15 protein-coding genes are annotated in these 22,287 nt (G+C 41.6%); 12 read left to right on the forward strand and 3 right to left on the reverse strand.

The window, feature by feature from the left end; all coding sequences use genetic code 11:
• The first annotated feature begins 129 nt into the window (after positions 1-129).
• The 9 genes from AAH582_RS09380 (at position 130) to AAH582_RS09420 (ending at position 14,048) form a co-directional block, all read left to right on the forward strand.
• Complete coding sequence (locus tag AAH582_RS09380; protein ID WP_046675845.1) at positions 130-2,589, forward strand: glycoside hydrolase family 31 protein; 2,460 nt, start codon at positions 130-132, stop codon at positions 2,587-2,589.
• Positions 2,590-2,592: 3 nt separating this feature from the next.
• Positions 2,593-4,551, forward strand: a complete 1,959-nt coding sequence (glgB, locus tag AAH582_RS09385) for a 1,4-alpha-glucan branching protein GlgB (RefSeq protein WP_046675846.1) — start codon at positions 2,593-2,595, stop codon at positions 4,549-4,551.
• A gap of 35 nt (positions 4,552-4,586) precedes the next feature.
• Entirely contained in the window at positions 4,587-5,999 is a 1,413-nt protein-coding gene (locus AAH582_RS09390) for a glycogen synthase (RefSeq protein WP_046675847.1), read from the forward strand.
• A 6-nt stretch (positions 6,000-6,005) separates the two neighbouring features.
• Entirely contained in the window at positions 6,006-7,289 is a 1,284-nt protein-coding gene (locus tag AAH582_RS09395; protein ID WP_046675848.1) for a glucose-1-phosphate adenylyltransferase, read from the forward strand.
• A gap of 170 nt (positions 7,290-7,459) precedes the next feature.
• Positions 7,460-8,221: a hypothetical protein gene (locus AAH582_RS09400; RefSeq protein ID WP_046675849.1), complete on the forward strand. Its 762-nt coding sequence runs from the start codon at positions 7,460-7,462 to the stop codon at positions 8,219-8,221.
• A gap of 1 nt (position 8,222) precedes the next feature.
• Complete coding sequence (locus AAH582_RS09405) at positions 8,223-9,005, forward strand: zinc-dependent peptidase (RefSeq protein WP_343321923.1); 783 nt, start codon at positions 8,223-8,225, stop codon at positions 9,003-9,005.
• A gap of 129 nt (positions 9,006-9,134) precedes the next feature.
• On the forward strand, positions 9,135-10,916 hold the full coding sequence (locus tag AAH582_RS09410; RefSeq protein WP_343321924.1) for a DUF4091 domain-containing protein: 1,782 nt from the start codon (positions 9,135-9,137) through the stop codon (positions 10,914-10,916).
• A 303-nt stretch (positions 10,917-11,219) separates the two neighbouring features.
• Positions 11,220-12,953 carry a thiamine pyrophosphate-dependent enzyme gene (locus tag AAH582_RS09415; RefSeq protein WP_343321925.1) on the forward strand — a complete coding sequence of 578 codons (1,734 nt, stop codon included), beginning with the start codon at positions 11,220-11,222 and terminating at the stop codon, positions 12,951-12,953.
• A gap of 606 nt (positions 12,954-13,559) precedes the next feature.
• Positions 13,560-14,048 carry a hypothetical protein gene (locus tag AAH582_RS09420; protein WP_156167729.1) on the forward strand — a complete coding sequence of 163 codons (489 nt, stop codon included), beginning with the start codon at positions 13,560-13,562 and terminating at the stop codon, positions 14,046-14,048.
• On the opposite strand, the gene AAH582_RS09425 is transcribed toward AAH582_RS09420, so the two are convergent.
• On the reverse strand, positions 14,022-14,414 hold the full coding sequence (locus tag AAH582_RS09425) for a diacylglycerol kinase family protein (RefSeq protein WP_046675855.1): 393 nt from the start codon (positions 14,412-14,414) through the stop codon (positions 14,022-14,024). The genes AAH582_RS09420 and AAH582_RS09425 overlap by 27 nt on opposite strands.
• A gap of 204 nt (positions 14,415-14,618) precedes the next feature.
• Between AAH582_RS09425 and AAH582_RS09430 the strand changes: the two genes are divergently transcribed.
• The gene (locus AAH582_RS09430; RefSeq protein ID WP_046675856.1) at positions 14,619-15,797 is read left to right on the forward strand and encodes a MalY/PatB family protein; all 1,179 of its coding nucleotides are present in this window, start codon (positions 14,619-14,621) and stop codon (positions 15,795-15,797) included.
• A gap of 161 nt (positions 15,798-15,958) precedes the next feature.
• On the opposite strand, the gene AAH582_RS09435 is transcribed toward AAH582_RS09430, so the two are convergent.
• Entirely contained in the window at positions 15,959-18,121 is a 2,163-nt protein-coding gene (locus AAH582_RS09435; RefSeq protein WP_343321926.1) for a S46 family peptidase, read from the reverse strand.
• A 226-nt stretch (positions 18,122-18,347) separates the two neighbouring features.
• Here AAH582_RS09435 and AAH582_RS09440 point away from each other — a divergent pair, with 226 nt between their 5' ends.
• Together AAH582_RS09440 and AAH582_RS09445 are read left to right on the forward strand one after the other, a co-directional pair.
• A complete protein-coding gene (locus AAH582_RS09440; RefSeq protein WP_046675858.1) occupies positions 18,348-19,286 on the forward strand; it encodes a hydrogen peroxide-inducible genes activator in 939 nt (312 codons plus the stop codon).
• 6 nt (positions 19,287-19,292) lie between these two features.
• Entirely contained in the window at positions 19,293-21,092 is a 1,800-nt protein-coding gene (locus tag AAH582_RS09445) for a chloride channel protein (protein ID WP_343321927.1), read from the forward strand.
• A gap of 89 nt (positions 21,093-21,181) precedes the next feature.
• Here AAH582_RS09445 and AAH582_RS09450 read toward each other — a convergent pair whose 3' ends face one another.
• Complete coding sequence (locus AAH582_RS09450) at positions 21,182-21,772, reverse strand: riboflavin synthase (protein ID WP_046675860.1); 591 nt, start codon at positions 21,770-21,772, stop codon at positions 21,182-21,184.
• Positions 21,773-22,287: the final 515 nt, after the last annotated feature.

A 22,287-nucleotide genomic window follows, 5' to 3' on the forward strand; every position in this document is an offset into this window, starting at 1 on the left:
AGGTATCGAAAAAAATCCCGCCTATCCCCATAGGTGGGATTTTTTTTTGTGTTTTGTTGTCAGCGCAGGATTAATTTTCTATCTTAAAGAGGAATTAAGCCTTCAGAAACTTTTTAACATATTACAACTATGCTTGAAGACGACAACCTAAATCAAACCACACTACATGAGGAGGAAAATGATGGTACTTTGGAGAGTATGCATCATGTGAATAATCCGGTATTGGATTTACCTAAAATTGAAAAGAAATACCTTGAAACCATAGTAGCCCACAATCAAAACGATAAGTCTTATTATTTTTCGGATGGCAAAGCCAAGGTAGAAATTAAGATCGTAACGGATGAGATCGTGAGGGTACGGCTGGCTCCGCAAGGCACTTTTTTGGAGGATTTTTCGTATGCCCTGGCCAAGAAAGATCACCGCGTTAGTATACATCAATGCAAGGAAGAAACAGATCATTATCTGGTCCATACCAATACAATTTCCTGTAAGATCAATAAGAATGATTTTTTGATTTCTTTTTCTGATCGCTCGGGTAAACTGTTTAACGCTGATTTGGCACCCATGCACTGGGAGGAGAATCCAGATTTTGGCGGCTACTATGTATATAGCACAAAAGTGGCCTTTGAAAATGAAGCTTTTTATGGACTGGGGGACAAGGCCACTAAATTGAACCTGAGAGGTAAAAGACTTAAAAACTGGAATTCAGACACTTATGCTTTTGCTTACGATCAGGATCCACTTTATAAAACTATTCCGTTTTATATTGGTTTAAAAGATGGTGAAGCCTACGGCATATTCTTCGACAATACTTTTAAAACGTATTTTGATTTTGCCGCGGAAGATCCGGGAAAAACAAGTTTTTGGTCCGAAGGAGGGGAACTGCAGTACTACTACATCCATGGTCCACATATTATCGACGTTATCCGTCGCTATCATACGCTGACAGGTACGCATTACCTGCCACCGCTGTGGGCAATTGGTTACCATCAGTGTCGCTGGAGTTATTATCCCGAAGCGAATGTCCGGAAGGTTGCTGAGGAGTTTCGGAAGCGACAGATCCCCTGTGATGCGATTTATCTTGATATCGATTACATGGAAGGATACCGTTGTTTTACCTGGAACAAGCAGTATTTTCCCAATCCTAAGAATATGATCAGCGATTTGGCCAATGATGGCTTTAAAACGGTGGTGATGATCGATCCGGGCATCAAGGTTGATGAGAACTACTGGGTGTTCAGGGAAGGAAAGGAAAATAGGTATTTCTGTCGCCGCGGGGATGATTATTTTATGGAAGGATTTGTGTGGCCGGGACGTTGTCAATTTCCTGATTTTACCAATCCGGAGGTTCGTCAATGGTGGGGCACCTTATACCAGGGGCTTGTGGAAGATGGCGTGGCTGGCTTTTGGAACGATATGAATGAACCGGCCGTATTTGGCCGCGGAACATTCCCCGACGATGTACGTCACCAATACGACGGCCATCGGGGTTCGCATCGTAAGGCACATAATATCTACGGCATGCAGATGGTCCGGGCAACCTATGATGGTTTAAAGAAATTGTATAAAAATAAACGGCCATTTACCATCACGCGAGCGGCTTATGCGGGTACGCAGCGCTATTCTTCGGTCTGGACCGGCGATAATTTGGCCAGTTGGGAACACCTCAAGTTGGGAACCTTGCAGTTACAGCGTTTGTCGACTTCGGGCATGTCCTTTTGTGGAACGGATATCGGTGGGTTTACGGGTGAACCCGACGGTGAGTTATTTACGCGATGGATGCAATTTGGTGTTTTCTCGCCCTTTATGCGTGTGCATTCCGCTGGCGATACCCGCGACCGGGAGCCTTGGAGTTTTGGGGAGGATTGGGAAAAGATCAATCGGAAATTTATCGAACTCCGTTATAAGTTGTTGCCGTATATCTATACCTGTTTTTGGGAGCAAACGAAGTATGGTTTTCCCATATTACGTCCGATTTCCATGGTCGAACAGCATATACCGACCAATTGGCAACGTGAGGAAGAATTCTGTTTTGGGGATAAAATATTGGTATCCCCGGTATTGCAGCCGGGGCAAAAAAGTAAGATTGTCTATCTGCCTGAAGGTACTTGGTTCTATTATTTCAATAATGAAACCTACGTGGGCGGTAAAGAACATACTGTTCCTACGCCGATTGATGAGATGCCGATTTTCATTCGTGGAGGATCTGTTATCCCCGAATATCCAGTGATGCAATACACTGGTGAAAAGAAGATTGAGGAGCTGCAGCTCAATGTTTACTTCGCTGAAGGTGTAACCCGTTCGTATGTGTATTCGGATCATGGCGACACCTTTGCGTATGAGCAGGATATTTATCTTGAAAAATGCTTTACCGTATCGGGGCTCAAAGAATCCCTGTCGATTAAACAGACGCAAGATGGGCTTTTTACGGAGCGATATGAGGAATATAAATTACAGTTAATCGGCTTGCCTTTTCAGGTTAAGAAGGTTAAGACCGATGGTATTGAAACAAAAGTACAAGTAGATGATAAGGGGCGGTATTGGATTAATGTCGCACGAGAATTTGATAACATATTGATAGAAGGTTAAAACATGACCAATGAAGTAATTCCGCATAGTCTATTTTCTGAATTTGATGTCGCCTTATTCCAGTCGGGTAAGCACTTCAAATTATACGAAAAGTTCGGTTCACACGAGCTGGAAGTCAATGGTGAAAAAGGCGTTTATTTTGCGGTTTGGGCTCCGAATGCAAAATCGGTCTTTGTAACCGGCAACTTCAATTTTTGGGATAAAGCGCGTCACGCGCTCTATGTGCGCTGGGATGGTAGCGGAATCTGGGAGGGATTTATTCCGGGGCTTGGCAATGGGGAGGCGTATAAGTATGTTATTGAGACTTATACTGGCGAACAACTTGAAAAAGGAGACCCCTTTGCTTTTCAGTGGGAGATCGCGCCAAAGACTGCTTCCATTGTTCATTCGACTTGGTACGAGTGGCAGGATAAGCAATGGATGCAGGAAAGGGCTGTTAAAAACAGGCTGGATCAACCATGGTCTGTCTATGAAGTGCATTTAGGATCTTGGTCGCGGGATCCCGAAAGTCCGGATACTTTGCTCAACTACCGCGAAATCGCTGTGGCGCTCGTATCCTATGTGAAGGAGATGAATTTTACCCATGTAGAATTTATGCCCCTGATGGAACATCCCTATTACCCTTCTTGGGGATACCAGATAACGGGATATTTTGCCGCGAGTTCACGCTACGGATCGGCACAAGATCTCATGTATCTGATTGAGGAGCTGCATGCCGCCGGGATAGGTGTATTGTTAGATTGGGTTCCTTCGCATTTTCCAGGTGACGCACATGGTCTTTATCGTTTTGATGGCACGAGCTTATACGAGCATGAAGATCCCCGTAAAGGGTTTCATCCCGATTGGCAATCCTATATTTTCAACTACGGACGTAATGAAGTGCGCTCTTTTTTGATCAGTAATGCATTTTATTGGTTGGATCGTTTTCATATTGATGGACTTCGGGTCGATGCGGTAGCTTCTATGCTCTATTTGGATTATAGTCGAAACGCAGGCGAGTGGATTGCCAATGAATTTGGTGGAAATGAAAATCTCGAAGCAGTACAATTTTTAAAAGAGCTGAATGAGGCCGTTTACGGACATTTCCCGCATGTGCAGACCATCGCGGAAGAATCGACTTCCTGGCCAGGTGTCAGTCGCCCAACCTATGCTGGTGGATTGGGTTTCGGAATGAAATGGATGATGGGCTGGATGCATGACACATTGGATTATTTTAAAGAGGATCCGATTAATCGCAGCTATCATCATGATCGACTGACCTTTGCGACAGTATATGCTTTCCATGAAAATTTTATGCTACCGCTGTCACATGATGAGGTTGTTTACGGAAAGCATTCATTAATTTATAAGATGCCGGGCGATGAATGGCAAAAGTTTGCCAACCTGCGGGCATTGTATCTCTTTATGTATACTTTTTCGGGAACAAAATTGCTGTTTATGGGCGGAGAATTTGGGCAAACTTCGGAGTGGAATGTAAACCAATCGCTTGATTGGCATCTTTTGGAGTTTGCGCCACATCAGGGTATGAAGCAATTTGTAGCCGACCTGAATACGGTTTATAGGAGCCAACCAAGTCTTTACCAGAAGGCTTTTGACGCCGCTGGATTTGAATGGATAGATGCTGGTGATCGCGAAAATTCAATTGTCGTCTATTGGCGAAAGGGATTTGACGCCTGGGATGATACGGTCGTTGTACTTAACTTAACGCCTGTTGTTCGGGAACATTTTCGTATTGGTTTACCTTATGCCGGTGAATGGGAAGTAGTTTTGAATTCAGACGATTTGAACTATTTTGGTTCAGGTGTACATCATCCGGCCGTCCATAGTGAGCACCTGCATTGGATGAATCAAGTGCAATCGGCACAGCTTCATTTGCCTCCGCTGGGCGGATATATTTTAAAAAGAAAGAAAGTGGTGAAGGAGGCTAATCCAATTAAACAAGGCGAGCGTATCCCTGTGTAAAATCATGTTATTAAATTTCATGCTGTAAAAGAAGAATGAACGTATTTCACTTGAGTGTAGAATGTTATCCCGTGGCCAAAGTGGGTGGCCTCGCGGATGTCGTGGGGGCACTGCCTAAATACCAAACCAAGCTGGGCTGGGAGGCAGCGGTTGTCATGCCCTGGTATGATCGTCCTTTTGTAAGGGATCATGCTTTTAGCTTAGTTCATGAAGGTACTTTTTATCAAGGATCTGAATTGCTGCGCTACGGCGTTTATAAGGAAGATCAACAGGTCCTTGGTTTTGAACTCTACCTGATTAAGATTCCAGGTAAACTCGATCGGCAGGAGGTATATTGTTATCCGGATGAAGGTGAGCAATTTATCGCCTTTCAACATGCTGTGTTGGCGTGGTTTAAGGATAAAGCGATAGTACCTGATATAGTGCATTGCCACGATCATCATGTCGGTTTGATGCCTTTTTTGATGAAGTATAGCAATGACTATAATTTTCTGGCCGACGTTAAAACGGTAGCCACCGTGCACAATGGGCAGTATCAGGGCTGGACACATTGGAGCAAAGCTATTCTGTTGCCGGCTTTCGATAGTTGGAAATGGGGATTATTGGACTGGGATGGTTTAATTAATCCGCTTGCAGCCCTCATTAAATGTTGCGATGCCTACACAACGGTCTCTGAAGGATATCTGGAAGAGCTTTATGTGGAAGCCAATGGTTTACAGCAGTTATTTTATGATGAACGGAATAAATCCGTTGGTATTGTCAATGGAATTGACTGGGAAATCTGGGATCCCAAAATTGATTATACTTTGCTGGAAAACTACGATGCTGTACAAGCTTTTGCTGGCAAGTTGAAAAATAAGGAGGCTTTGGCGAAGCAGTATAAGATCAATCCAGATCGACCATTGCTTGTTTTTATCGGCCGATTTGCAACAGAAAAGGGAGCAGATTTACTACCGGAGATAATTTTGGATTTGACGGAGAAATATCGCGATAGATTAAGTATATTTATACTGGGTGCCGGAGACCCAGTGATCCAGTCGCGAGTGAAATCACTCGTCGATGATGGAATAGATAATTTTGATGTGTTCTTTGGTTATGATGAAAATCTTGCCCATTGGCTTTATGCCAGTGCGGATTTTCTTTTAATGCCTTCCCGCGTTGAGCCCTGTGGGCTTAATCAGCTCTATGCAATGAAGTACGGTACATTGCCGATCGTGCATCGGGTGGGGGGATTAAAAGATACGGTAATCGATCTGAAAAATGATGGCTACGGTATAGGTTTTGATAGTCTGACAATCACTGAAATTAGTGCAGCGATTGTCCGGGCTATAAATTTTTACGACAGTAAAAAGCAGTTTGAGGAGAATCAACGTAAAATGATGCATTTGGATTTTTCTTGGGATAAATCTGCAGCGAAGTATATAAGTCTATATAACCAATTAATGTAATTTGATATGTCACGTCATAATGTAGTAGCTATCGTCTTGGGCGGAGGAAGGGGCTCACGTCTGTATCCATTGACCGATCAACGGTCTAAGCCAGCAGTTCCCATTGCCGGGAAATATCGCTTGGTGGACATTCCCATCTCGAATTGTCTTAATTCGGGTTTTAACAAGATTTTTGTGTTGACACAATTCAATTCTTCGTCGCTCAACTCCCACATTAAGAATACCTACAACTTTAGTATTTTTAGCAAGGGCTTTGTCGATATTCTGGCTGCTGAACAGACCAACGATGGCGACAAATGGTTCGAGGGTACGGCCGATGCCGTGCGACGATCGTTTCGGAAGCTGGCGAGTATTGATTATGACTATGTACTGATTTTATCAGGGGATCAGCTATATCAAATGGATTTTGATGCCCTGGTTGACTTCCATGTCGAAAACGAAGGCGACCTGACCATTGCCACTATACCAGTAAACGCCAAAGATGCCACCGGTTTTGGTATACTGAAATCGGATGAAAAGAATCATATTACCTCTTTTATCGAGAAGCCGAATAGCGAGCAGCTCGTAGACTGGAGTTCAGAAGTGAGCGATCATTTAAAGGGTGAGGGCAGGGAATACCTGGCTTCTATGGGTATTTATGTTTTTTCAAAAGGCGTCCTGAAACGTATGCTTGAAGAGAATCGCGGAATGGATTTTGGAAAAGAAATTATTCCCGATGCCATTGATACAAATAGAGTACTTAGCTATCAATTTGAGGGTTATTGGACAGACATTGGTACCATAGGATCTTTCTATGAAGCCAACATTGGTCTGACCGATAATATTCCGGCCTTCAATCTGTTTGATAAAAATACGGTTTTCACCCGTCCAAGGATGTTGCCGCCTTCTAAGATTTCGGGTACAACATTAATTAATTCGGTCATTTCGGATGGCTGTATTATCCAAGCGGATAAAATAGACCGTTCCGTCGTGGGTGTTCGTTCACGGATTGGTACAGGATCTGTGGTACGCGGCACCTATATGATGGGGTCAGACTATTATGAGGATCTTGTCGATATGGAGGAAGCAAAGCGCAAAAATATACCTGTGGTTGGTGTTGGCGAACGGTGTTATATTGAGAATGCTATTTTGGATAAAAATTGCCGTATCGGCAACGATGTCCGGATCAATGGTGGACCCCATTTGTTGAACGCTAATCATCCCACCTATACCATTTGTGACGGCATTGTTGTCATCAAAAAAAATGCTGTTATTCCAAACGGAACAACAATAGGATTGACAAGCCTATAAAATTTATAGAACAGGGGAGATAATATATTGTTATCATTTCATGTTATCATAAAAGTATCTTGAAAAGCTTGAAAAGCAGTTAGCTGAAGTCAAAATTTGTCTAATACCGGCAAATTAACGTCAGATGGTATTGTCTTTGCTAGAAAAGAATAGATATTATAATGAATAGTATGCGATTGATACAGATTATCTCCCTTTTTTTTATACTGGTTGTCATTGTAGGTTGTGATACCTCATTGATGGTTCAAGGTACAGGCGTCTTGCGTGATGCCTCGCGAAAATTTGAGCTTCGCCATGGCGATCGGTCAGTCGTTTATATTCCAATGCGGCATTTGGGTACGCGGGTGTACTATGATCAAATTCAGCGCGCTGTAGATTCCCTCCAACGTTCGGGCTATGTTGTTTTTTATGAAAGTATCGCTTATCAGGTGGATAGCGCGGCACAACGTGATCTATATGACCGAAAATTTAGAAAACTTACGGGAAATCGGCTCGGGCTGCAGCAATGTATTGAAATACCGGGCGATACCTCCAGGGTTCTGCGGGCGCCCATGTACCGTAAACTGGGGCAACGAATCATCAGTCAGCCCGACTATTCCTTTTTTCTGGTGAATTATGAAACGGCGGTGAATGCGGATATTCCCAAAAATAAATTGCTTGACGAGTTTGAATACCTGTATGGTACGATCAAACTGGATGATTGTGATTATAAAACACCGCTCCAAGAACCTTATTCCTGTAAACCGATCAAAGCAGCCTTAAAGAACAAATTTGATAAAGAATTTGTCATGAAAAAAAGGGAAGAAAACCTGGCATCATTAGTTGCTGACGCCCCACAGCAAAAGATTTTAATCTTATTCGGAACCTCACATTTTAAAGGCTTTTTGCGTAATTTGCAGGCTCGGGATCCCAAATGGATACAGATCAACTAATATGTTAGGAAAACTATTTATTATACTGCTTATACCAGTAACCATTTATGTTGTTTATTACCTGTTAAATCGTACGGCCAAAAACAGCAAAGCCATTAAACGTGTACTAAGCGACGAAGGAAAGGAAATTCTGGAAAAAGAAGTTGCCTATTACCGCAATCTGTCCGATGTGGATAAAATGGAATTTGAAACCCGCTGTTTAAAATTTTTGGATACAGTTAAAATTGAAGGTGTGGGCGTAGCGGTTGAGTTGAAAGATTATATGATGATTGCCGCCAGTGCAATTATCCCAATATTTGCCTTTAAGAAATGGACTTATCCCAATTTGACCAATATTATGGTTTATCCTTCCCAGTTCAATACGGCATATGAATTTGAAGGCCATGCTGACCGCAATATTATGGGGATGGTGGGTGAGGGAGCCATGAACGGACAAATGATATTGTCCAAATCGGCATTGGAGTATGGCTTTAGGAATCCAAAGGATGGACAGAATACAGCAATACACGAATTTGTACACTTGATCGATAAAACCGATGGTACCGTGGATGGCATTCCTACACATTTGATGGATAAAACTTCAGTCATTCCTTTTATGAACCTGATACGGGAAGAAATTGCCAAGATAAAGGCGAATAAATCTGATATTGATGTCTATGGCATGACCAATCCAGCCGAGTTTTTTGCAGTTGCGTCTGAATATTTCTTTGAGGACCCGGCGAAATTCAAGAGCCATCATCCTGAGCTGTATAAAGCACTTTCTGAAATTTTTGAACAAAGTTAGTTATAGATAAATAAAATTTTACTATTTTTAAGGCAAACAGAAGTTGTTTGCCTTTTTTCTGCGAGCACCCTGCTCCTGGGCTGGAAAGAAGATCATCGCTTCGCTAAAGTTTTGTTAATTATAACTGTTATGCCTAAAACTACAATTTATTCTTCTATTGCCCTGGCTTGTATGCTATTTTGCGGCAGTAATCCGGGATTTTCCCAGCAGCGTTTTGCTACAGGGACAACATTTACTGAAATGGCCGATCCGACAAAGGATACTTTATCCAACTGGTCGAATGTTAAAGCCGGCCTACATGCTTCGTTTGTATCGATAGACAAACGTTACCCCAAATCTGTCAATCCAAATCTGACAACACAACGTACGGCGACTGTAGATGCCTGGAAAGGTGAACAAGTATCGGCGCAGGTATTGTTATGGACCAGTGTTGCCACAGCGCATGTCGCTGTATCGGCAAGTGAATTAAAATCTACAACAGGCCAGGTGATTGGCAGCGATGCGGTACAAGCGCGTTTTGTTCGTTATGTCATGACTGATGAATTTGCAAGTGGCTGTGGCCACCGTAAGCCAGAAGATTTTAAAGCTTCTCTTTCGGCAGATATGTTGGATGATCTCAAAAGCTATGACCTTGAAGCGAAGAAAGTCCGTCCTGTATGGATTACTGTAAAGGTTCCCAAGGAAGCTGCCGCTGGACAATATAAAACGACAATTTCGGTTCAACAAAATGGCAAGATGAAAGAGCAATTAGAGCTGATCGTCAATGTCCAAAATCATGTGCTGCCACCATCGTCGCAGTGGACTTATCATTTGGACCAATGGCAGCATCCTTCTGCTGTGGCTCGGGTCAATAACGTGAAGATGTGGAGCGATGAACATTTTGAAGCGTTGAAGCCGACCATGAAACAGCTTGCAGCTGCAGGGCAAAAAGTGATTACCGCGACTTTAAATAAGGATGCGTGGAACGTACAGACCTATGATCCCTATGCGGATATGATCACCTGGAAGAAGGCAAAAGATGGTTCCTGGACTTATGATTATACTGTTTTTGATCGATGGGTAAACTTTATGATGGATCTAGGGGTCAACAAACAGATCAATTGCTATTCGCTTTTGCCATGGAATAATGAGGTACATTATTTCGATGAGAGCAAAAATGAACTGGTCAATGTGATTGCAAAACCCGGTACAGCAATATTTGAGGAGCTATGGACGCCTTTCTTAAAGGATTTTAGTAAGCACATTACCGCAAAGGGCTGGTTAAAAATTACCAATATTGCGATGGATGAAAGAGGCCGGGAAGAAATGGATCCAGCGATCGCCTTGTTGGAAAAAGTAGCGCCCGAATTTGGTGTTGCATTTGCTGATAATCACAAAAGCTACCAACGCTATCATAAGAGTACAGATATCAGCGTTGCCGCTGGAGATCCTTTTGATCAGAAAGATCTTATTGAGCGACGTAAAAAAGGATATATCACGACATTTTATGTGTGTTGCTCGGACGAATTTCCAAACCAATTTACGTTCTCGGATCCAGCAGAATCCACCTATATGGCTTGGTATGCGCTGGCGGCAGGCTTCGATGGGGCATTACGTTGGGCATTCAACTCCTGGGTGAAGGATCCACTGCGTGATTCAAGGTTCCGTACATGGCCGGCAGGAGACACGTATATCGTTTATCCGCAAGGAAGAAGCTCTATCCGTTACGAGCGTATGTTAGAAGGTATTCAAGATTATACCAAAGTCGGCATTTTGAAGGCGAAGTTGGAAAAATCAAAGGATCAAGCCAACCTAGCGAAGCTAAATGCAAAAATAGCAAAATTAAATACTGCTAAACGCTATGCGGACTGGAATAAAGATCTCAATGATGCAAAACGTTTTGTCGATGAGTTGTCGCGACAAATCAACTAAGGATTTATCCAAGCTATCATTTTTAAAAAAGCTGTTTCAATCAAGTTGAAACAGCTTTTTTTGTTGAATACAATCGCTGAGTATTTTAAGTGTAACGGATTGTTGGCTTAAATTTGGGCTCCACGTATCCCAGCTCCAAATTGAGGCTATTGTTGCACATTTGACCAGTTTATGCGCTTGGGAAACGACAGACCTGTTCAGCTAATGTCCCAAACCATTATGCTACATTATTGTTGTTATTAAGTAGCGGCAATAGAGTTTGCACGATGCCGCTATCACAAAATCTTAAATTATAGTATAAGTATGAAAAATGTAGCACACCAGATTGTGGGTCTTTTAAAGGATGCGGGAATTCAGCGTATTTATGCCGTAACGGGCGATAGTTTAAATTTTTTCAACGAAGCTGTTCATGCAGATGGAACGATGCAATGGATACATGTCAGGCATGAGGAAGTGGGGGCATTTGCCGCAACGGCAGAGGCTGATTTGCACGGGATCGCCTGTTGTGCCGGAAGTAGTGGGCCGGGGCATGTGCATCTGATCAATGGTGTTTATGAAGCACACAAGACACGTGTACCCATGCTTGTGATCGCATCAACCTGTGCTACATATGAATTTGGAACCGATTATTTTCAAGAAACCAATCCAATCAAACTGTTTGATGATTGTTCTTGCTACAATCAAATGATCACTCGGCCGGAGCAGGTACAACGTATGGTGCAAAATGCATTACAACAGGCTATCTCTAAACGGGATGTCGCAGTTATCGGCCTACCTGGTGATGTATCAGAAATGGAAGCCGTTCAGATGAACACTGCAACGAAAGTGTTTTTTACCGAGCCGCAAATTAGACCTTCGGAGATGGAAATTGGGCGATTGGCACAATATATCAATCAGGCAGAAAAGATAACCTTGTTCTGTGGTGTGGGAGCCAAGAAAGCACAGCAGCAAATAGTAGCGTTATCACAAAAAATCCATGCGCCAGTAGGTTATTCATTTAAAGCAAAGATGGATATTCAACGCGACAATCCCAATGAAATCGGGATGACAGGACTTCTAGGAATGGCTTCGGCTTTTCAAAGTATGCATCATTCCGATCTTATTTTACTTTTGGGGACTGATTTTCCTTATAAGGATTTTATACCGACCAACAAAACCATTATCCAGATTGATATTGAAGGTGAAAAGCTAGGGCGCAGATCTATCGTAGATTATGGATTAGTGGGCGATATTGAACATACCATTAAGGCTGTATTGCCTTTTGTGGAAGCGCGTTCGGATACGAAATTTCTGGAGAAGCAGCTTGCTTCTTATGAAAAGGTCAAGGAAGATCTCATGACGTATGTGGAGGATTCAGGCAGCGAATGCGCAATACAGCCGGAATTTGTCGCGCATACCATTGATCAGAAAGCCAGTGATGATGCGATTTTCTTGCTTGATACCGGGATGTGCTGTGTTTGGGGAGCACGTTATATTAATCAGCGAAAGGATCGAATCATGCTGGGGTCTTTCAATCATGGGTCTATGGCTAATGCCATGCCAATGGCTATAGGCGCTGCATTGACACATCCTGAGCGCCAGGTTATTGCTTTTTGTGGTGACGGAGGACTGTCCATGTTGTTGGGTGATCTGGCAACAATAAAACAATATAATCTGCCGATCAAAATCATCGTTTTCAACAATCGTGCACTTGGTATGGTGAAATTGGAAATGCAGGTATCAGGTCTTAAAGATCAGGAAACCAATATGGTCAATCCAGATTTTGCGATGATCGCCCAGGCGATGGGCATACGTGCGTTTACGGTCACTCAACCCCAGGATGTGGATGGTGTTATCCATGAGGCTTTTGGGATTGTCGATGAGCCTGTCCTGATTGATCTATATACCAATCCCAACGCGCTCGCCATGCCGCCCAAGATCTCCTTCAGTCAAATGAAAGGGATGACAGAAAGTATGGCAAAATTAATGTTGTCGGGTAATTTCGAAGAAGTGTGGGATACCATCAAGTCTAACTATAAACATTTGAAATCGCTTTAATCCTTGCGATATCGCATGACTGGATATCTTAAAAGCCCCTCGAAACATAAAGCGGAGGGGCTTATTTTGTGTTAAAAGTGACATGAATGTGTGGCGATCAGACCATAGATGCTGATCGGCGGATAGTCGAAATTTGGAGGAAACTGTTATCTCAACATTGACGTTGAACAAACCAAAGGCTCTTAAGTAATTCTTCTTTACAGCGTCTGAGTTTTTCAATTTTGGATTCGGAAGAAATGGTAACTTGCTCTTTAACAATAATAGCCAAGTCTGTTTCAATGGACAATTTTGTGAGTGATGTACATCCACTATCAAATTTCTTAAAGCTTACATCTTTCATACTAATATTGGTTAAGAATTCCTGAATTTTATAGTGTACAATTTACTAATAAAAATTAGCTTTACAATAAGTCTGCGATAATTTTATTGTTACTAAATTGTTTATTTTTAATAGCTTATATCGTGCTAAAATAGTAGACTGCTATCTAACTTATAAACAATATTCAGTTGCTTTTTGTTTTTTGAATTTGAAAATTTTAAATGGTAGTTATTTAAAACAAAAATTCTTTTGAATTGCTATCTATACGATCAAACAAAAACGATACGATGAGAATAATAAATTTCGGATTTATAATGTTGCTGTGTTGCGCGGGCTGCCATCAGGAACAAAAAAAACAAGTTACTTCAACGAAACGCGATGATACTGTTCAAACTACTCAACCATTGGATACCGCGGGGTTTCTTAGTGGAAAGAGTACATACCGGTACCTTAAAAATGGAGATACAATTTCGCTGTCAATCACTGTTGATGGAGAAAAAGTACATGGTGATCTAAGCTATGCTTGGAAGGAAAAAGATCGTAATAGCGGACACATTGATGGGCTATTGAAGGCGGGGATTTTAACGGCCGATTATACTTTTTCTTCTGAAGGACAAGAATCCGTCCGTCAGGTGATATTTAAACTATCCAGTGGACGTGCAGTGGAAGGTTATGGTGCAATGGAAGAGAAAGCTGGGAAAATGTATTTTGTCGATCCGAAGAAGATCGCTTTTGATGAGAAATTTGCGTTAGAAAATGTAACGAAGGGCCAATGAGATCAGCTTTGGCGTAAAAATTAAGAGGCCGATCAATAGTGCAGTGATGCTGCTTATCATCACTGCCGCTGCGGCAACATCTTTCATCTTTTTGATGTTTGGGTTATCTTCAGGACAGATAAAGTCAGCCATATTCTCCAATGCAGTATTTAACAATTCACAGACGAATACAAAACCAATGGCAAATAGCACAGCAATCCATTCATGGGTACGGATGTGAAGAACAAAGGATAGCAGTATGGCCATAATGGCCGCGATACAATGCACCCTGAAATTGTGTTCTTCCTGCCAGGCTGTTTTCAGCCCGCTGAAGGCGTAGCGAAAACTCTTTAATCTGGCACGGAATGAAAAGTTGTTTTTGGCCATAGTTGTTATGCTATTTTCTGTAAAGATAGCGCTTTCTGCTTATCCGGGTATACTGGATTTTTTAAATGCACGTTGTCTACGACGCCCGTCGAGTTGTGTTATACATTTTAGTCTATACTAGGTGATTTATCGTGCGAACTGAACCCTTTTTTACTTTATCGTATTTTTATTGCAAATGCCTCCTAATTTTAATTAAATTGCTGTATGATCTATAATTTTGACAAAACGATTGTTCGTCGTGGTACCGATTCGGTCAAATGGAATCAACACGATTATGCCGATTTGATTCCACTCTGGGTTGCGGATATGGACTTTCCAGCAGCACAACCAGTCGTGGATGCACTTGCGAAACGGGTTCAACATGCGGTATATGGTTATGCTACGATTCCAGCTGCTTTTTACAGCGCAGTGATGAGCTGGTCCTCACGGCGACATAAATTTGTACTTCAACCGGAATGGATACTTCCTGTTATCGGTGTGGTACCGGCGCTTTCGGCTTTGGTTAGCGCATTGACATCGTCCGGAGATAAGGTTTTGGTGCAAGAGCCTGTATATCATTGTTTTTTTTCTTCCATAGAACGCAATCAGGCCGAGGTGGTTTCCAATGACCTGATTTATCGTAATGGCGAGTATACGATCGATTTTGAGGATTTTGAGCATAAAGCAAGTGATCCGAAAGTCAAGTTATTTATTTTATGTAGCCCACATAACCCTGCTGGGCGAGTTTGGACCCGAGCTGAGCTTGAACGTCTTGGTGAAATCTGTTTGCGGCACCAAGTTTTAGTCATTTCAGATGAAATTCATTGCGATCTGGTATTTGAAGGCTATACACATATTCCTTTTGGAAGTATCAGTGCAGCCTTTTTGGCGAATTCGATTACCTGTGTAGCACCGAGTAAAACCTTTAATTTGGCGGGATTGCAGGTCGCTACAGTCCTCGTGGCCGATCCTGAACTCAAGAGGAAGGTGCAACAGGCTTTCTTAGCTAATGAGATCAGTAGCATAAGTCCCTTTGCCATTACGGGCTTGATCGCTGCGTATGAGTGGGGCGGGGAATGGTTGGATCAGGCTTTAAGCTACATCCATGCAAATTATCTGTATTTGAAAGGCTTTATGAACGAACATCTGCCTGCTTTGCATGTGCTTCCTTTGGAGGGTACTTATCTTGTGTGGGTAGATTGCGCCGCTTTGGGGATTTCAAGTCGAAAATTGGGAAAGCTCTTATTGGACGAAGCGCATGTGCAGGTGAATGTAGGTGCGATGTACGGGAAGGGGAGTGATGACTTTATTCGCCTCAACGTTGCTTGTTCAAGGGAGGTATTGACAACAGGCTTGTTGCGTTTGAAGACTGTTTTCTCTTCTTTGCTCCAAGGGGCAAAATAGTATGCGAAGCTATTCTGAGTTAGATGAATAGGTTCTGATTTACGGTGAATTCTTCGTTCATAGTGGCATGCCTCCGGGCGAATCGGAAATAGCGTGGTGAACAAAGAAAGCCGCTGCATCTCTCGATGCAGCGGCTTTCTCGCGCCTTGTTTTAGACCAGATTAGATACCCATTTCTTTCAGGATAAAATGCGCGTTGTCAATTTTATCGGCAACCCAGAGGACATAACGAATGTCAACTCCGATGGATCTACTGTAACTCTCGTTCCAAGCGAAATCATTAATTGTTGCGTCGTAAGCACGGTCAAAATTTACACCGATTAATTCACCATTGGCATTCATAATTGGAGATCCTGAATTTCCGCCTGTGGTATCCATATCATATAAGATATTGACCGGCACGGATCCCAGGTCTTTTTGAACATAAGGACCAAAATTTTTATTGAGGTAAGCTGTCTTGATTTCTTGTGGATAGTCAAATTCTGCTAAACCAAGATTTCCTTTTTGAATAATCCCTTCGATTGTTGTAAACGGTTTCATATAGGTTGCATCAGCAGGCGAGTAGCCTTTGATGTGCCCGTAAGTAAGACGTAAGGTTGAATTTGCATCAGGAATAAAGTTCTTGGCCTGGAAAATTTCCTTGACGGCAACATAATCGCCCATTAATTTGTTCAGTACCCCTTCACGTCTTTTTTGCTCAGCTGCGAAATCGACAATGTCATTGTTCAGCTTGCCCTGGAAATCCAATAATTTGTCGTCAAATTTCTGCAATGCATCGGCATTGGCCAAGACGGTATTCAGTATATATTTTTGATCGGCAAGTTTGCTGTTTTGGATGATTTCTGTGGCAAATTCTTGTGCAGTACCCGTATTAAACTGCAATTTCTGAATGGAGGCCAATTGGTTTTTTCCCTGGAACGCGATGGCGTCTTCCAGCATTCGGGCAAAAATACGCTGATCAGCTTGCTTATTGTAGCTTTCGTAAGTTTCTTTAAGTGCTGTTTTTAACTTTTCAATATTTAAATCGAAAAGCTGTCTGGCCGCCTGGGATGATTTTTCCTTGGCTAAGTTGGTTTTCAGAACGTTTAGGTCGCGAGCTACTTTCAATAAGCTTGTGCTATTGTAAATATTGTTGATCCAAAGTTCTTTCAGGGCATCTTGATCACTGATCTGATAATAGGCATCAATATCAGCGAGTAGACTTCCATATTTGTTTTTCAGTTCAGGTTTACTTAAAATAAACGCTGCCAATGCTTCGTCTTCTTGTTTTTTTGTCGATAGCAAGTCGATTCCTCGTAAGCCCTTGAGTTTACCACGATAGTTTTTCAATACATTGGCATTACGTTTTATGCGTGTTGCCAAGGACAGGGCGATATCGGTATTGTCTTTTCCTGCTTCCTCCATCTGTTTATTTTGGAAATCATACAGGTTGGATACGTAAGGCAAAAGATATTCCTGTTGATATTGAATATATTGTGCTGGTCTGTGTCGGAATGTTTTTCCGGGATAACCAAGGATAAAGGTGAAATCATTTTCCCGTACACCATTTGGATTGACTTTAAGGTGTTTTTTTGGCTGGTAAGGAACGTTATCTTTAGAATAAGGTGCAGATTTTCCGTTTTTGCCGACATAAGCTCTCAGAAAAGAATAATCTCCCGTGTGGCGTGGCCATACCCAGTTATCGGTCTCTCCACCAAATTCACCGATGTTTTGACGTGGAATATAAACCAAACGAACGTCTTCAATTGTTTTATAACGGAATAGGACATAGCTTTTGCCGATAAACATTTCCGATACTTCAGCTTTAATCGTCGGATCTTCCTTTTCAGCTTGTTTAACCAGTTCTTGTTGTTTACGTTTGATCGTATTGATACGCTCCACAGGATCGCTGATGTTGGCGACAGCATTTAATATTTTAGCGGAAACATCCTCATAAGAATCGGTAATTCTTATTTTTAATCCTTTTGCCTCAATTTCCTGCTCTTGATTTTGTGCGACAAAACCGTTTTTTAGGTAATTGTTGATTGCTGTACTCGCAAGTTGAACGGCAGAAAAAGCACAATGATGATTGGTAATAATCAGACCACGGTTTGAGACAAACGATCCGGTACATCCACTAACTTGAACCAGGGCATCTACCAGTCCGACCTGACCAGGATTGTAGATGTCTCTCTCACTGATCTTTAATCCGGCTTTTTTCAATCCAGCTCTATTTAATTCGCTCAATGGAAACATTCCCTCATCAGGATTTGCCTTGCTATAAGGGCTGTTTGCCATGGTTAAGAATAAAGCTAGTGCAATTGTCGTACGATTTATAAACTTCATAGGATTTTAACTATCAACTGTTGTAAATCTCCAAATTTAAGAAAAGCATTTCGATGAAATCGATTTTTTATGTGAACTAATGTAACAATAGTGGATATACAGGATCTTTTTGGCAAGGTATTTATTGTATAATCGGCAGGCCAAATACGCCTGTTGACTTTAATTGTAAAGGATTTGACATTGGTTTACGACAGGATTCGTAATTTTGTGCTTTAAAGATAGTAAGATGACCTTAATCCAATTGGAATATATTATAGCTGTTGATACCTACCGAAGTTTTGTTGCAGCTGCAGAAAAATGTTTTGTCACACAACCTACGTTGAGCATGCAAATACAAAAACTCGAGGAGTCTTTAGGGGCAAAAATCTTTGATCGGAGCCGTCAGCCTGTTGTTCCTACAGAAATCGGCGAGAAAATTATTCTTCAAGCTCGAATGGTATTGACGGAAAGCCGAAAAATCAATGAGATTGTACAGGATAAAAAAGGGGAAATTGAGGGCACGCTAAGGGTCGGTGTTATCCCGACAATCGCACCTTATTTACTTCCGAATGTGCTGACCACATTTATGGAAAAATATCCGAAGCTACAATTGCAGATATGGGAATATACCACAGAACGGATTGTGCATGAATTGAAGGTCGGACTTTTGGACTGTGGTGTGCTATCTACTCCTTTAAATGATCCTGGGATTTTGGAGTCGCCCTTATTTTACGAAAATTTTGTTGCCTATATCTCAGTCAATAGTCCGCTGTTTCCAAAAAAAATACTGAGTGGCGATGATATTGCCGATGATAAACTTTGGTTGCTCAATGAGGGGCATTGTATGCGTGGGCAGGTACTTAATATTTGTCACCACAAACACAATCAAGATCTTACGGGAAGATTTGAATATAACACCGGTAGCGTAGAGACCTTAAAACGTATGGTCGATATCAACGACGGCATCACCATATTGCCCGAATTGTCGATTTGGGATTATTCCGACGAACAATTGGATCGTATCCGTTATTTCAAATCACCAGAACCGGTACGCGAGATATCATTGGTAACCACACAGAACTATGTGAAGAGACAAGCCATCCAGGCGCTGGAAAGAGAAATATTGGCCGTAGTACCCGATAAATTCAAAACAAAAAAGAAGAAGGAAGTGTTGAGCTTTCAATAGAACGATATGGGAAACCTCAAAAGACGTTTTTTTAAAAAAATAGACCAGATCAATCAATGGCGAATGAAGAAAGTTTCTAACCGGAACTTTATTATTATACTCGCATTTTTGGTTGGAATTGTTGGTGGTATTATGGCATCTGTACTGAAAAGATTAACCCATTTTATTGCAACGACTATACAGGATGATATCGACTGGAAAGTAAAATACTCAGTTTACTTAATTTTTCCATTGATCGGAATTTTGCTCAGCGTATTTTTTGTTCGCAAATTTCTGAAAGGGAAGAAGATGGAACATGGGATTACACCCATTATCTATGCCATCAGTCGGAAAGGCAGCCGATTGGATCCCAGTAATATTTATTCTCAGGTGGTGACCTCAGCTATAACCGTTGGCTTTGGCGGTTCCTGTGGTTTGGAAGCACCGGTTGCTTTGGGCGGGTCTTCCATCGGTTCTAATATCGCCCGTTTTTTTGGACTGCAGTATAAGGAAGTTACCATGTTATTGGCTTGCGGTGCAGCAGCAGGAATTTCAGGTGCATTCAACAGCCCTTTGGCCGGAATGATTTTTGCCATCGAGATTTTGCTTCCAGAATTTTCAATTCCCGTGTTCATTCCTTTGCTGATCTCATCGGCATTGGCTTCTGTTGTCTCTCGTGTGCTTTATAATGAGCCTTTATTCAGTACGTTTAATTCCGACTGGCAGGTTTCGGCCTTAGTATTTTACCTCTTGTTGGCCGTGTTGATTGGGCTTTATACGATTTACTTTGCACGTGTTTCCAGAAGTGTGGGTAAATGGTTTTCTAAGATTAAGAATCCCTATAATAAAGTCTGGGTCAGTGGAATTGCTTTAGGTCTGATGATTTTTGTATTCCCGGCGCTGTATGGTGAGGGCTATATTACCATTCAGCAGATTCTGAATGGTCAGTTTAACTCGATTGTTAAGAACAGTCTGTTTTCAGACTATAAAGATATGGGATTAGTTGTCCTGGGCTATACGATATTAACCTTATTTGGGAAATCTTTTGCTGCATTATTTACCTTAAACGGTGGCGGAAATGGTGGGGTATTTGGACCAAGTTTAGTCATGGGCGGATTATTAGGATTTGCATTTTCGTATGGTGTAAACTTAACCGGAATAGCCGAGTTAAACGTACCAAATTTTGTGGTAGCGGGGATGGCCGGTGCGTTGAGTGGCATTATGCATGCGCCGTTGACGGGCATATTTTTGATTGCTGAAGTGACCGGAGGTTATACGTTGATGGTTCCATTGATGTTGGTTTGTTCCATTTCTTATTTGATTAATCGGGCCGTGCTAAAGCATTCCATTTACACCAAGGTATTGGCGGAGTCTGGCGATCTGATTTCTTATGAAGATAAGGATCGATCCGTGTTAAGTATGATGCGGATTAAATATGTATTGGAAACTAATTTTGTGATCTTACGCCCTGACGAAACACCAAAAGGTCGACAAACAGACATCATCCATAGTAAACGCAATATCTTTCCCGTGGTTGATTATGAGGGCAAATTTATGGGACTTCTTTATAGTGAGTTTCTATTTTCAGTCTTATTGGGCGAAGTGGATGGGGGAGATACCACCTTTGAGAAATTAGCGCAGAAGCCAAATGATACCGTTGGGATCAACGAAAACATGGAAATCGTGATGGCTAAAATGAATAAGGACGATACGTGGATACTTCCGGTTTTAGGGGACGAAAATAAATATATGGGCTTTGTTTCCAAATCGAGTGTATTCAATAAATATCGCGCATTACTGATCCGTCAGGGGCACTATTTGGAATAAATCAAGTATACAGTTAGGACCCGAAATAAAGCGTGTAAGGATGAACTTCCTTGGATTACCTTTAAACCCAAGGAAGAAAAGTGTATTTTTTAAGCGCGCAAAGCCATTATCTTCGTGACATATTTCCCGATGATATCAAACTCCAAGTTGACTGTGCTCCCCACTTCAACCTGCTGCAAGTTGGTATGCTCTAGCGTATATGGAATGATGGCAACGGAGAACTGATCGTCTTTAGAATCGACTACTGTCAAGCTGATACCATTTACGGTAATGGATCCTTTTTCTACGGTGATATTTTGCTTGGAAACATCGTATTGAAAGGTAAAAATAAAACTACCATTTTCATCTTTCTTTTGGATACAACGCGCAGTCTGATCCACATGTCCCTGAACGATATGTCCATCAAATCTTCCGCCTGCCAAAGTACAGCGTTCCAGATTGATCAGATCGCCCACCTTTAACTGAGCCAGATTTGTCTTCTGTAGGGTTTCGTCAATTGCTGTCACTTTATGAAGATCATTGTTTAATCCTACTACAGTAAGACAAACACCATTATGACTAACGCTTTGGTCTATTTTAAGTTCATTGGAAATAGCAGAACTGACGTAAAAATGGATATTACTTTTCTCCTGTTCGATATTTTCTATTTTTCCTAAGGTTTCTATGATTCCAGTAAACATGTTATTTTATTTTTGATTGTTTCCAAAGTTACTAAATAAAAAAATGAAATATGATTGTTTAGGTCGCACAAATACTGTCGCGATAAGTCAGGCGTATGCTAGTTGAAACTGGACTTGATGCTCAAACTAGCAGGATAGTTATAGCGATTGTTAAAAGGATCTTTAAAAAGGGCAATCCATCATTTCGGACCCTGTTTATGCATCCAATTGAACCTGTAAAGAATAAGAGTGCTTGATAAAACGAAGCAAAGGAGTACTCCCTTATTACATAGTAAATTTAAATAATGCACGAGTTAAATACGGTGGTTGGGAGTCGCTGAGCGAAGCTATCAAAAAAATAGCCCATTGAAAAATGCAAAAAGATTGTAGTGTACATTGTACACTTACTATTCCTTTTGTGATTGCTATCCTAAAACAAATTTATGGGAGTTGAAAAAAAATATAACAAAATTTTTGTTTATATCATTTGAAGCACTATCTTTGTCCTAGGTTTAGGTTGATTGCCTCTTACAAAG

The sequence above is a fragment of the Sphingobacterium multivorum genome (assembly GCF_039511225.1).
GTDB lineage: Bacteria > Bacteroidota > Bacteroidia > Sphingobacteriales > Sphingobacteriaceae > Sphingobacterium.

Excerpts from the sequence above, each read along its gene's own strand:
- AAH582_RS09445 (WP_343321927.1), top strand. The coding sequence starts at position 19,293 with ATGGGAAACCTCAAAAGACGTTTTTTTAAAAAAATAGACCAGATCAAT.
- AAH582_RS09410 (WP_343321924.1), top strand. The coding sequence starts at position 9,135 with ATGCCTAAAACTACAATTTATTCTTCTATTGCCCTGGCTTGTATGCTA.
- AAH582_RS09450 (WP_046675860.1), bottom strand. The coding sequence starts at position 21,772 with ATGTTTACTGGAATCATAGAAACCTTAGGAAAAATAGAAAATATCGAA.
- AAH582_RS09440 (WP_046675858.1), top strand. The coding sequence starts at position 18,348 with ATGACCTTAATCCAATTGGAATATATTATAGCTGTTGATACCTACCGA.
- AAH582_RS09415 (WP_343321925.1), top strand. The coding sequence starts at position 11,220 with ATGAAAAATGTAGCACACCAGATTGTGGGTCTTTTAAAGGATGCGGGA.
- AAH582_RS09435 (WP_343321926.1), bottom strand. The coding sequence starts at position 18,121 with ATGAAGTTTATAAATCGTACGACAATTGCACTAGCTTTATTCTTAACC.
- AAH582_RS09380 (WP_046675845.1), top strand. The coding sequence starts at position 130 with ATGCTTGAAGACGACAACCTAAATCAAACCACACTACATGAGGAGGAA.
- AAH582_RS09425 (WP_046675855.1), bottom strand. The coding sequence starts at position 14,414 with ATGGCCAAAAACAACTTTTCATTCCGTGCCAGATTAAAGAGTTTTCGC.
- AAH582_RS09390 (WP_046675847.1), top strand. The coding sequence starts at position 4,587 with ATGAACGTATTTCACTTGAGTGTAGAATGTTATCCCGTGGCCAAAGTG.
- AAH582_RS09395 (WP_046675848.1), top strand. The coding sequence starts at position 6,006 with ATGTCACGTCATAATGTAGTAGCTATCGTCTTGGGCGGAGGAAGGGGC.
- glgB (WP_046675846.1), top strand. The coding sequence starts at position 2,593 with ATGACCAATGAAGTAATTCCGCATAGTCTATTTTCTGAATTTGATGTC.
- AAH582_RS09430 (WP_046675856.1), top strand. The coding sequence starts at position 14,619 with ATGATCTATAATTTTGACAAAACGATTGTTCGTCGTGGTACCGATTCG.
- AAH582_RS09400 (WP_046675849.1), top strand. The coding sequence starts at position 7,460 with ATGCGATTGATACAGATTATCTCCCTTTTTTTTATACTGGTTGTCATT.
- AAH582_RS09420 (WP_156167729.1), top strand. The coding sequence starts at position 13,560 with ATGAGAATAATAAATTTCGGATTTATAATGTTGCTGTGTTGCGCGGGC.
- AAH582_RS09405 (WP_343321923.1), top strand. The coding sequence starts at position 8,223 with ATGTTAGGAAAACTATTTATTATACTGCTTATACCAGTAACCATTTAT.